This window comes from Wenzhouxiangella sp. XN201 (genome assembly GCF_011008905.1).
Taxonomy (GTDB): domain Bacteria; phylum Pseudomonadota; class Gammaproteobacteria; order Xanthomonadales; family Wenzhouxiangellaceae; genus Wenzhouxiangella.
This window is the reverse complement of record NZ_JAAIVI010000021.1, coordinates 46,163-58,503: the sequence shown is the minus strand read 5'-3', so window position 1 is coordinate 58,503 and position 12,341 is coordinate 46,163. Positions and strand designations below refer to the sequence as shown.

At 65.0% G+C, this 12,341-nt stretch carries 10 protein-coding genes; all 10 read left to right on the top strand.

Annotation, left to right across the window (positions count from 1 at the left end; all coding sequences use genetic code 11):
- Positions 1-98: 98 nt before the first annotated feature.
- Positions 99-743: an orotate phosphoribosyltransferase gene (pyrE, locus tag G4Y73_RS11900; RefSeq protein ID WP_164231880.1), complete on the top strand. Its 645-nt coding sequence runs from the start codon at positions 99-101 to the stop codon at positions 741-743.
- Positions 744-751: 8 nt separating this feature from the next.
- Positions 752-1,372, top strand: coding sequence for a DUF4124 domain-containing protein (locus tag G4Y73_RS11895; protein ID WP_164231879.1), 621 nt, complete (start codon positions 752-754; stop codon positions 1,370-1,372).
- A complete protein-coding gene (locus G4Y73_RS11890) occupies positions 1,362-2,129 on the top strand; it encodes a DUF3426 domain-containing protein (RefSeq protein WP_164231878.1) in 768 nt (255 codons plus the stop codon). The genes G4Y73_RS11895 and G4Y73_RS11890 overlap by 11 nt, the downstream gene beginning before the upstream one ends.
- A 69-nt stretch (positions 2,130-2,198) precedes the next feature.
- Positions 2,199-2,450: a helix-turn-helix domain-containing protein gene (locus G4Y73_RS11885; protein WP_164231877.1), complete on the top strand. Its 252-nt coding sequence runs from the start codon at positions 2,199-2,201 to the stop codon at positions 2,448-2,450.
- A gap of 7 nt (positions 2,451-2,457) precedes the next feature.
- On the top strand, positions 2,458-3,999 hold the full coding sequence (gene purH / locus G4Y73_RS11880; protein ID WP_164231876.1) for a bifunctional phosphoribosylaminoimidazolecarboxamide formyltransferase/IMP cyclohydrolase: 1,542 nt from the start codon (positions 2,458-2,460) through the stop codon (positions 3,997-3,999).
- A gap of 262 nt (positions 4,000-4,261) precedes the next feature.
- On the top strand, positions 4,262-5,542 hold the full coding sequence (gene purD, locus G4Y73_RS11875; RefSeq protein WP_164231875.1) for a phosphoribosylamine--glycine ligase: 1,281 nt from the start codon (positions 4,262-4,264) through the stop codon (positions 5,540-5,542).
- A 96-nt stretch (positions 5,543-5,638) separates the two neighbouring features.
- Complete coding sequence (gene uvrD / locus G4Y73_RS11870) at positions 5,639-7,807, top strand: DNA helicase II (protein WP_164231874.1); 2,169 nt, start codon at positions 5,639-5,641, stop codon at positions 7,805-7,807.
- Complete coding sequence (locus tag G4Y73_RS11865) at positions 7,807-8,643, top strand: alpha/beta hydrolase (RefSeq protein WP_164231873.1); 837 nt, start codon at positions 7,807-7,809, stop codon at positions 8,641-8,643. The genes uvrD and G4Y73_RS11865 overlap by 1 nt, the downstream gene beginning before the upstream one ends.
- A complete protein-coding gene (gene pyrF, locus G4Y73_RS11860) occupies positions 8,633-9,343 on the top strand; it encodes an orotidine-5'-phosphate decarboxylase (protein WP_164231872.1) in 711 nt (236 codons plus the stop codon). The genes G4Y73_RS11865 and pyrF overlap by 11 nt, the downstream gene beginning before the upstream one ends.
- Before the next feature lie 231 nt (positions 9,344-9,574).
- On the top strand, positions 9,575-12,091 hold the full coding sequence (plsB, locus tag G4Y73_RS11855) for a glycerol-3-phosphate 1-O-acyltransferase PlsB (RefSeq protein ID WP_164231871.1): 2,517 nt from the start codon (positions 9,575-9,577) through the stop codon (positions 12,089-12,091).
- Positions 12,092-12,341: the final 250 nt, after the last annotated feature.

The window sequence follows — 12,341 nt, the reverse complement described above, 5'->3', positions numbered from 1 at the left end:
ATGGTAGCCCAAGCAAGCCCGGCCACTGCCTGCCGACCGCGGGGCAAAAGAATGCAGGTGCGCATGACGCCAACCGGACCATCGCCTAGAATGACGCCATGCTCAAACCCTGGACAGACCGTTTCCTGCAGTTGGCACTCGATCGCGAGGCGCTGCGCTTTGGCGAGTTCACGCTCAAATCGGGGCGCATCAGCCCCTATTTCTTCAACGCCGGCGAGTTCAGTACCGGCCGCGCAATCGACACCCTGGCACGTTGCTATGCCGATGCCATCGTCGATTCCGGGCTCGAGTTCGACATGCTCTTCGGGCCAGCCTACAAGGGAATTCCGCTGGCCACGGCGGTGGCCATGAGCCTGGCGAGGGACCACGACATCGATGTGCCCTTCACTTACAACCGCAAGGAAGCCAAGGATCACGGCGAGGGCGGGCAGCTGGTCGGTGCGCCACTTGAAGGCCGCGTACTGATTGTCGATGACGTGATCAGCGCGGGCACCTCGGTGGCAGAATCGCTTGAGCTGATCATGGCAGCCGGCGCCCAGGCTGTCGGAGTCGTTATCGCGCTTGATCGGGAGGAAAAAGGTGCCGGTGACGAGCGTTCGGCCGTCCAGGCCGTTTCCGCCCAGGGCCTGCAGGTCGTCGCCATTGCCGGCCTGCGTGACCTGATCGAGTGGCTGCGTACGCACGACCACGCACCCGATCGCCTGGATGCCATGATAGGCTACCGGCAACGCCACGGCGTATGATTCCTTCCATGCTGCGCATCCTGATCATTTCACTATCTCTGCTGCTGGCGAGCACCTCCGCGCTGGCCCAGGCCTACTATCGCTGGGTGGACGACGACGGCGAAGTCCACTACGGCCAGATGGTGCCGCCGGAATTCAAGGACTACGGTTACGTGCGCCTGGGGCCGGACGGCACCGTGCGCGAACGGGTCGAACCGGCGCTCAGTCCCGAGGAAATCGCCGAGCGTCGGCGCCAGCGCGCTGAAGAGGCCGAACGCGAGGCCGAGCGCCGCAGCCAGGCCAGCCGCGACCGCCTGCTGACTGCCACCTTCAGCAGCGAGCAGAACCTGATGGACGGCATGGAGATGCAACTGGCCGGAATCGAAAGCCAACGCACCTCCACGCGCACGGCGCTCGGGCTGATGGACAGACGATTCGAGACCCTTGTGGCGCGCGCTGCCCCCTACAGCCGCAAGGGGACAGCCGTGCCCGCCGACCTGTCCGAGGCCGTCGACGAGACCCGCGCGGAACTGCGTCGGCTACGCGGTGAACTGGAGCGGCTCAAGCAGCGCGAGGCCGAAACCCGGGAGCAATTCATGGCCGACCTCGAACGCTACCGGGAGCTGACCGGCTCCGAAAATGACGGCTGAGCAAGCCGGCATGTTCACTCGCTGCCCCGGATGCCAGGCCGTCTACGAACTGCGGGCCCGGCTGCTGGCCGAAGCGGCCGGTGTCGTGCGTTGTGGCAGCTGCGGCAAGACCTTCAACAGCCTGTCGGAGTTGTTCGAACACCGCCCCGATCAATCCGATGAAGCCTTGCGCGGCGAAGGCATGCCGCCGCTGCTCGAGCATGTGGAACTGAGGCAGGCCGAACTGCCGGTGGCGTTCGAACCGGTGCCGGACGAAATCGAGACCGACGATCTGTTCACCGAGCCGACGCCGCCGGGCGGGGACTCGATCGTGCGGCGCCATTTCTGGCCGGCGCTCAGTGCGGTCCTGCTGGTTTTGCTGCTGATCCAGCTCTGGGCGCTGTGGCAGACTCCCGGCTCGCCGATTGCCCGCTGGCTTGGCTCCTCGGTCCAGCCCGATGCCGCACTCGATCCCAACCAGACCGTCCAGATCGTCTCGCGCGACATGCATCCCCACCCCAGCCTGGACGACGCGGTGATCGTCAGCACCAGTCTGCGCAACCAGGCCGAAACCGCCATTCCCTTCCCGGTAATCGAGTTTCGCTTCTACGACGCCAGCCAGCAGGTGCTGGGGGTACGGCGAGTGACGCCCGAGGAGTACATCCAGGACCGCGAAGCGCTCGAGCGCGGCCTCGCCGCCGGCCGGATCATGCCGCTGGTGCTGGAATTCGTGATCGGCACCAGCGATCCGGCGGGCTTTCAGATGCGCTTTCATTAGTTAAGAGTGTGTTATCTTTGTTTGCTCGGCGCGAAGCCGGCATCCAAGCAGTATTGAGGAACTCATAAGTTGTCCGACAAGCCCGCAGACGAGAACCTGCGCCTGTACGAATTTGTCTGCTGCGTTGTTCGCAAGTACCTGGCGGACATGGGCGAGACTCCGCCGGACAACCTGCACGAGCTGATCATGGCCGAGGCCGAACGCCCCCTGATCGAAACCGTACTCAAGCACACCGGCGGCAACCAGTCGCGCGCGGCCGACATGCTCGGCATCACCCGCACCACCCTGCGCAACCGCATCCGGCGCTACGGCCTGGAGTAAGGCGACCATGAGTCAAGCGAGCCACCGCTGGGCGCTGTTGAGCGTGTCCGATAAATCCGGCCTGGTGCCCCTTGGCCAAGCCCTGGCACAAGCCGGCTTCGGCCTGCTCTCGACCGGCGGCACGGCGCGCGCGCTCGAGGACGCAGGACTGGCCGTCACCGCGGTGTCGACCCTGACCGGCTTTCCGGAGATCATGGGCGGGCGGGTCAAGACCCTGCATCCCAGGATCCACGGCGGCATTCTCGGACGGCGCGAGTCCGATACCGAGACCATGGATGAACACGGCATCGAGCGCATCGATGTGGTCGTGGTCAATCTCTATCCCTTTGCCGAGACGGTGGCACGTCCCGACTGCACATTCGACGAGGCGATCGAGAACATCGACATCGGCGGGCCGGCCATGCTGCGCGCCGCGGCCAAGAATCATCGCGACGTGTGCGTGCTCTGCAACCCGGATGACTATCCAGCGCTGATCGAATCCCTGCCCGCACTGCCCGACGAGCGCCAGCGCCGCGAACTGGCCTCGCAGGCTTTTGCCCACACCTGCGCCTATGACGGTCAGATCAGCCAGTGGCTGTCGGCGCAAGATGCCGAAAGCGATCTGCCGCCCAGGCTCAACCTCGCCCTCGACGCCGTCCAGCCGCTGCGCTATGGCGAAAATCCACACCAGGCCGCCGGTGTGTATCGTGTCCGCGGCGCGAACCCGACGGGGCTGGCCAACTGCCGACCGCTGCAGGGCAAGCCGTTGAGCTATAACAATCTGCTCGACGCCGATGCCGCCTGGTCGGGTGTGAGCAGCCTGGGTGATACACCGGCCTGCGTCATCGTCAAACACACCAATCCCTGCGGCGCGGCCCAGGGCAGCTCCGTGGCCGAGGCCTACGACAAGGCCCTGGCCTGCGATCCGACCTCGGCCTTCGGCGGCATCATCGCGGTCAATCGCGAAGTCGACGAAGAACTCGCCGAGCGCCTGACGCAGCAGTTCATGGAAGTGTTGATCGCGCCGGCAGTCAGCCAAGAGGCCAGCAAGCGTCTGGCCAGAAAACCCAATGTGCGCGTCCTCACGCCCGGCAGCGCCGCACCGCAGCCGCTCGAGCTTCGCGCCATCGACGGCGGCTGGCTGGTGCAGCAGGCCGATGACTGGCATAGCTTGCCCGATCTGGAAGTCGTCACCGAACGGCCACCCACCGAGGCCGAGCTCGACGACCTGCGCTTTGCCTGGGCAGCCGTTCGCATGGTGCGCTCCAACGCCATCGTCTACGCGAAAGACCGCGCCACCGTTGGCATCGGCGCCGGCCAGATGAGCCGCGTCGACTCGGCCCGCTTTGCCGCACTCAAGGCCGAGGCCGCCGGGCTATCCCTGGACGGCGCAGTGATGGCCTCCGATGCCTTCTTCCCCTTCGCCGACAGCATCGAGGCAGCGGCCGAGCACGGCATCCGCGCAGTGATCCAGCCGGGTGGGTCGAAGCGTGACGGTGAAGTGATTGAAGCCTGCGACAAGCACGGCATTGCGATGGTGCTGACCGGGCGGAGGCACTTCCGGCACTAGGGCTTTAATTGGCTCTGGTGCACGGTGGCCTCACGCCAAGGCACAAAGGCGCTAAGGGCGCCAAGAAAAAAGCGATTGAATTCACCAAAGTCTTTGGCGGCAGCCGACGCATGCTCGGCTGCACACCCGGCGCGGAATCAAAAATCATAAGTACCCTCGGCGAACTTGGCGCCTTCGCGCCTTGGCGTGAACCCTTACCACCCCGAAAATGGACCGAAGCCGGGCTACAATGAGCCGGTACTCAGAATCCGGATAGCACCCCATGAAACTCCTCGTCGTCGGCGGCGGTGGTCGTGAGCATGCGCTGGCCTGGAAGCTGGCGCAATCGGAGAAGGTCAGCGAAGTCATTGTCGCTCCGGGCAACGCCGGAACCGCCCGCGAGCCGGGCATGCGCAATGCCGGGGTCGGCGCCGAAGATATCGACGGGTTGATCGAGCTGGCCCGATCCGAGTCGGTCGGGCTGACCGTGGTCGGCCCCGAGGCGCCTCTGGCGGCCGGCATCGTCGATCGTTTCGAAGCCGCCGGCCTCAAGTGCTTCGGCCCGAGCGCCGACGCCGCGCGACTGGAGTCGTCCAAGGCCTTCGCCAAGGAGTTCATGTCGCGTCACGACATTCCCACGGCAGCGTTCGGCGTGGTCGACAATGTCGAGGAGGGCATGGAGATGATCCACGGCATCGGCCTGCCGGTGGTACTCAAGGCCGATGGCCTGGCCGCCGGCAAGGGTGTCGTCATCTGCGAGGAAGAAGCCGATGCCCGCGCCACGCTCGAGGACATGCTCTCTGGCGAAGCATTCGGCCAGGCCGGGCGGCGGGTCGTCATAGAAGAGTTCCTGATCGGCGAGGAAGCCAGCTTCATCGTCGTTGCCAGCGGCACCCAGTACCTTTCGATGGCCTCCAGCCAGGACCACAAGCGTCGCGACGACGGCGACCGCGGCCCCAATACCGGCGGCATGGGGGCTTACTCTCCCGCTCCCGTGGTCGACGAGACCGTCTACCGCAAGATCATCGGGGACATCATCGAACCCACGCTCTCGGGCCTGGCCGACGACGATTTACCTTTCACCGGGTTTCTCTATGCCGGCGTGATACTGACCGCGACCGGACCCAAGGTGCTCGAATTCAACGTCCGCTTCGGCGACCCGGAAACGCAGCCCATCATGCTGCGGCTCAAATCCGACCTGGTCGAGATCATCGAACACGCCCTCGAGGGCACGCTCGATGACCTCAGCCCGGAGTGGGACGAGCGCACGGCCCTGGCGGTGGTAATGGCCGCCGGCGGCTACCCGGGCCGCTACGACAAGGGTCACCCGATCACCGGCCTGGAGTCGGCCTTTCCCGAGGACGTAAAGGTCTTCCACGCCGGCACGAGCCTGGACGAACACGGCCAGGTGGTCACAAGTGGCGGTCGCGTCCTCGCCCTGTGCGCCCTCGGCGAAACGCCGAAGAAGGCCCAGGCCCGTGCCTACCAGTGGATTGCTCAGATCGGTTTCGAGGATGCGTTCTATCGGTCGGATATTGGCTTTCGAGCCATTGGGCGATCCTGATCGATGGGGGCTTTGTTGAAGTTGTTTGGATCGGGACTCGGGTCCCGGCCTTTCACCGAGTCCCGAGTCCCGAGTCCCGAGTCCCGTTAAGCCGCCATGGACGTCAGCCACCTACTCGACGAGCTCAACGATGCCCAGCGCGAGGCGGTGACCGCCGAGGACGGGCACGTGCTGGTACTCGCCGGCGCCGGGTCGGGCAAGACGCGCGTTCTGGTGCATCGCATCGCCTGGCTGATCCAGGTTCACCACTTGAGCCCGATGAGCCTGCTGGCGGTGACCTTTACCAACAAGGCCGCCGGCGAGATGCGCTCCCGGGTCGGCCAGTTGCTGGGGCTGCGGCCCGACGGGCTGTGGATCGGTACCTTCCACGGCATCTGCCACCGCATTCTGAGAATGCATTCGAAGGAAGCCGGGCTGCCCGAGACCTTCCAGATTCTCGACAGCGAGGACCAGTACCGCTTGATCCGGCGGGTGATCCGCGACATGGAACTCGACGAGGGCGAGTATCCGGCCCGCCAGATGCAGGGCCTGATCAACTACCACAAGGACGAGGGCCGCCGCCCCGAAAACATCGAGGCCTTCGACAATCCGCACGCGCTCACGCAGGTGGACATCTACCGCAACTACGAGGACTACTGCCGGCGCTCCGGCCTGGTGGACTTTGCCGAACTGCTGCTGCGAACGCTCGAGCTGCTGCGCGACAACGACGCGCGCCGGAAGCAGTACCAGGACCGCTTCGGGCACGTCCTGATCGACGAGTTCCAGGACACCAACAAGCTGCAGTACGCGCTGGTGCGGCTGATCGCCGGCCAGCGCGCGCGCTTGTTCGTGGTCGGCGACGACGATCAGTCGATCTACGGCTGGCGCGGCGCCCGGGTCGAGAACGTGTCGGATTTCGCGCGTGATTTCGACCCCGCCATGATTCGCCTGGAGCAGAACTACCGCTCGACGGCCACCATCCTCGAAGCGGCCAACCGGGTCATTTCCCACAACGACGAGCGCATGGGCAAGAACCTGTGGACCGAGGGACAACAGGGCGAGCCGATCCGGGTGTTTTCCGCCTTCAGCGCCGAGGAGGAAGCCGAGTTCGTCGTCGCACGCATTCGCGACTGGCTCGAAGCCGGCGGCGCAGCCACGGAAGCGGCCGTGTTGTATCGCTCCAATGCCCAGTCGCGCCTGTTCGAACATCAGCTGTTGGCCGAGGGCATTCCCTACCGCGTCTATGGCGGCCAGCGCTTCTTCGAGCGCGCCGAAATCAAGGACGCCATGAGCTATCTGCGGCTGGTGCACAACGGCGACGACGACCCGGCCTTCGAGCGCGTGGTCAACGTGCCGGCCCGGGGCATCGGCGAGCGGACCGTCGCCGGCATCCGAGAGCAGGCCCGGTCCGACGGCCAGTCGCTGTTTGCCGCCGCCCGCCAGATGGTCACTGCCGGCGCGCTCAGCGCCCGGGCCGGCAACGCCGTCGGCCAGTTCCTGGACCTGATCGACCGGCTCGATGAGCGCACCCGCGAAGCCGGCCTGGGCGAGATGATGGCCGCGGTGGTCGAGACCGCCGACCTGGCCACCTGGTATCGCAAGCGCGAGGCGCCCGACCGGGCCGAGACCCGCGAGGAAAACCTGACCGAACTGATCCGCGCTGCCGAGACCTTCGCCCAGCCGCTCGAAGACGAGCAGGCGGGCTTGAGCCCGCTGGCGTCTTTCCTGGCCCAGGCCGCGCTCGAGGCCGGCGAGCACCAGGGCGAGAAATGGCAGGACTGCGTGCAGCTGATGACCCTGCATTCGGCCAAGGGCCTGGAGTTTCCACTGGTGTTCATGGCCGGCATGGAAGAAGGCCTGTTCCCGCATCAGAAATCGACCGAGGAGCCCGGCCGGCTGTCCGAGGAACGGCGCCTGTGCTACGTCGGCATGACCCGGGCAATGCAGCGCCTGTATCTGACCTATGCCGAGTCCCGCCAGCTCTACGGTCGCACCGGCACCACTTATCCGTCGCGCTTCCTGTCCGAACTGCCCGAGGAGCTGACCGAGATGGTGCGCCCGCGCATCCAGCATGCCACCGGCGGCGGATTCGGCCCGCGCTCTGGCGACGCCGGCGCGGGATTGGGCTTCGATCTCGGAAGCACCGTCAGCCACGAACGCTTCGGCATCGGCACCGTGGTCAACGTCGAGGGCAGCGGTGACAACGCGCGCGTGCAGATCAACTTCGAGCAGGCCGGCCCGAAATGGCTGGTGCTGTCCTATGCCAACCTGGAGCGGCTGGACTGATGGACGCGCTCGAACTGTGCCGGGGACGGGTGGCGGCGCTGACGCGACGCGACGGCGACCTGCGGGTCCTGGCCCTGCACGGCTGGCTCGACAATGCCCACTCCTTTCTGCCGCTGTCCGGACACCTCGACGGCCTCGACCTGGTGGCCGTCGACTTTCCCGGCCACGGCCTGTCGGCGCATCGACCGGATGGTGTGCCCTATCATTTCGACGATTACGTCTTCGACGTGCTGGCGGTGCTCGACGACCTGGGCTGGGCACGTGCCCACCTGCTCGGTCACTCCCTCGGCGGTGCGGTATCCACCCTGGTGGCCGCGGCCGCGCCCGAGCGCATTGCCTCACTCGCCCTGATCGAGGGCCTGGGTCCGATATCGGCGCCGGCTGATCGCAGCGCCGCGGCCTGGCGCCGCGCGGTGGAAGGCTCGAAGTTGCGTCCACGGCGCGTGCACGCCGAACGCAAGGCCGCCATCAGCGCACGCATGCGCGGCAGCGACCTCACGGTCGAGTCGGCCGAACTGCTGGGGCGCCGCGGCCTGATCGAGGTCGACGGCGGCTGGCAGTGGCGCCACGATCTGCGGCTGACCTGGCCGAGCGCCCACCGCTATACCGAACCGCAGGTCATCGACCTGCTGGCCGGCATCGAGGCGCCGGTGTTCAACATCCATTCCGATCCGCCCACCGGCCTGCTCGACCGGCGCCTGCTCAAACGGCGCCTGGCCGCTCTGCGCCACAGTCGCGCCAGCCTGGCCTGCCCGGGCGGCCATCATCTGCACATGGTGCATCCCGATCGCATCGCCCCGACCCTGCTGGAGCATTTCCGCCGACATGACTGCTAATCGACAAGAGATTCCCGACGCCGAACGCCTGATTTTCGCCCTCGACGTGCCCGACCTTGACCAGGCCCGCGAGCTGGTCAATACGCTCGGCAATCACGTGCACTTCTACAAGCTGGGGCTGGAATTCTTTCTCAGCGGACACTACTTCACGCTGGCCGATGAACTCAAGCAGCTCGGCAAGCGCGTGTTCGCCGACCTCAAGCTGTTCGACATTCCGCCCACCGTGGGCCGTGCCACCGCGCAGCTGGCGCGGCGCGAAGTCGACTTCCTGACCGTCCACGGCAACGACGGGATGCTCGCCGAGGCCGTCGCCAACCGCGGCCGCATGGGCATCCTGGCCGTGACCGCCCTGACCAGCCTGGACCGCGGCGATCTCGATGATCTCGGATTCGACTGCGACGTCGAGTCGCTGGTGCTCTCGCGCGCCCGCCGCGCGCTGGCGCTGGGCTGCACCGGCGTGATCTCGTCCGGGCTGGAAGTGCCGGCCCTGCGCGAAAGCGTCGACCACAGCCTGGTTGTGGTCTGCCCGGGCATTCGACCGGTCGACAATATCGACGAACAGAAACGGACGCTGACTGCGTCGAAAGCCTTCGAAGCGGGGGCGGACTACATCGTGGTCGGCCGCCCGATCCGCGATGCCGCCGATCCGGCCGCCGCTGCCGCGGGCATTCAACAGGAAATATCTAATTATTTCAATTAATTATATTCTTTTAGTTAGAGACTTGATTAATTGTCTATCGTTAGGCTATGATTTGTCTTGAGGGGAGTGATTCTTTCGCGTCCCTGCGATCAACAATAAAGATAGACCTTTCCGGTTCGTCCGGTTGCCGGGCACTCCCTTAGCGGATGGCCCGGCTTTTTCTTGCTGGCGCTGGCAACGCCTGCCGCCCGGCCCGGTGGTAAACTTGCCGCCCCAAATCGAATCCCCGCCATGCAAGGATCCAGCACTTCAATCAGCGTGCCCGCCCGCCTTTACGGCTTGTGGCTGAAGCTGCTCAGGCGCGTGCTGCATTGGTGGGTGCGATCCACGATCCTGCCCGAAAACGTGTCCGAACTCGAAATCGATGAGGATCGGCCCACCTTCTACGTCCTCGATACCTACGCCCTGTCTTCCCTGCTGATCGCCGAGCAGGCCTGCATCCGCCTCGGCTGGCCGCGACCGAGCGAAGCATTTCGTGTCGGCGACGGCCTCCTGCCACGCTCCTACAGCGCTTCGCGCCGGTATGGCGGCTTCTTGATTCGGCGTCCCCAACGCCGGCGTCATCCCGAGATGTTGCGCCAACTGCTCGAGCGCGCCGACGCCGAGGACCTCGCCCGGGTTCAGATCGTGCCGGTCACTGTCCTGATTGGACGCGCGCCGGACTCTGAGGAAAGCATCTTCAAGATCCTGTTTTCCGAAAACTGGGGCGCAGCCGGGCGCATTCGACGCCTCTTCTCGACCCTGATCAACGGCCGGGCCACCATGGTGCAGTTCGGCAAGCCGGTAGACGTCGGCGAGGTATTGGCCGAGACCGAGGACAGCTCGCAGGCGCTGGGGCGGATCAGCCGGGTCTTGCGTGTGCATTTCAAGCGCGTGCGCACGACCGCCATCGGGCCGGACCGGTCGCACCGGCGCACGCTGGTCGATCGGATCATCCGGTCGGAGTCCGTCGAGCAGGCCATCGCCACCAAGGCCCGTCGTGACGACATCAGCCCGGAAAAAGCCGAACTGATTGCCCGCAAGTACGCCCGCGAAATCGCGGCGGACTATTCCTACGCCTTCATTCGCATTGCCGACATCCTGCTGACCTGGTTCTGGAGCCGCATTTACCGCGGCGTCGTCGTCCATCATTTCGGTCCGTTTCGCGAGGCACAGACCGGCCACGAGATCGTCTACGTGCCGTGTCATCGCAGCCACATCGACTACATGCTGCTGTCCTACCTGCTCTACCACCGCGGCTTCGTGCCGCCGCACATCGCCGCTGGCGTGAACCTGAACATGCCCCTGATCGGGCCACTGCTGCGCCGCGGCGGGGCCTTCTTTCTGCGCCGCTCCTTTCGCTCGCAGCCGCTCTACGCGGCCGTCTTCAACCAGTACGTGACCCTCATCCTCGACCGCGGGGTGGCGATGGAATATTTCATCGAGGGCACGCGCTCGCGCACCGGTCGCCTGCTGCCGCCGCGCGCCGGCATGCTCTCGATCACGGTGCGCGCATTTCTGCGCAACCCGACGCGGCCGGTACTGTTCCAACCGGTCTACATCGGCTACGAGCGGCTGGCCGAAGGCAGTTCCTACATCTCGGAGCTTTCCGGCCGGCAGAAAAAACCGGAATCCCTGGCCGACCTGCGCAACGTCATCAATATCCTGCGCAAAAACTACGGCGAAGTAACGGTCAGCTTCGGCGAGCCCATCCAACTCGACGATGTGCTCGATTCCCACAACCCCGACTGGCGCGAGGAAGCGCTGCAGAACGGCGCCAAGCCGCGCTGGCTGGCCAAGACGGTCGATGACCTGGCCGAACGCATCATGGTCAACATCAACCGCAGCGCCGACGTCAATCCGGTCAATCTGCTGGCCACCGCCCTGCTGGCCAGCCGCAAGCACGCCCTCGACGAGGACGACCTGGAAAAGACCATCGAGATGCTCAAGGAACTGGTCACCCTGACCGGTTACTCCGACCGCGTCACCGTCACCCGCATGACGGCCGGTCAGGTGATCGAGTACGGCCTGGAACTGGGCATCATCGAGCGCCACGAGCATCGACTGGGCAACATCATCCGGACCGATGCCACCCGGGCGGTGCTGCTGACCTATTTCCGCAACAATACCGCGCACCTGCTCGCCATCAGCGCCTGGATCGCCTGTAGTTTCCTCAATACCCGGCGCGTGCGCCGCGCACGCCTCCTGTCACTGAGCCGGACGGTCTACCCTTTCATCCAGAAGGAATTGTTCCTGCCCTGGTCGAACGAAGAACTCGATGGCGTGGTCGAGCGTTGCGTCGAAGCCCTGATCGAACTGCAATTGCTTCGAAGTTCGGGCGAGTACCTGCTGCGTGCCCCGGGCGGCAGCGACGAAAGCTACTACCTGCGCCTGCTCGGCGGTTCCTTGCTGCAGACCTTCGAACGCTACTTCATCACCATGGCCGTGCTGGTCAAGAACGGATCGGGCAAGCTCAACCGCCGGCAACTCGAACAACTCTGCATCCTGTCGGCCCAGCGCATCTCCCTGCTGCACGAGTTCGAGGCGCCGGAATTCTACGATCGCACCCTGTTCAAGCAGTTCATCGAGTCGATGTTCGAAAGTGACTTCCTGTCGCGCAACGAAGACAATTGTCTGGTATTCGGACCGAATCTCGAGAGCTTCGCGCGCGATGCCAAGCTCGTGTTGGGCAAGGAGATTCGGCATGCGATTATTCAGGTGACACCCGAGTTATTGGAATTGACTGGGGAGGTCAGTAAGGGGGAGTAGCACTGGGTTGGTTGTTGCCGCTGGGCGCGGTGGTGGCCTCGACACGGCAAAGGCGGTTCGGTTTGCCTGCTGCGCAGGCTGATGGCGAGTGGTTTGTTTGTTTCGCTGCCGTTGGGCGGGGTGTTGCTACCGCCGGTTTGGCGGGCCTCGACACTTCAAAGGCGGTTTCGCCCGGCTTGCTTCGCAAGCTCTTTGGGCGAGTAACTTTTGTCAGTCGCGACAAAAGTCACCAAAAACGCTCTTAGAAGAC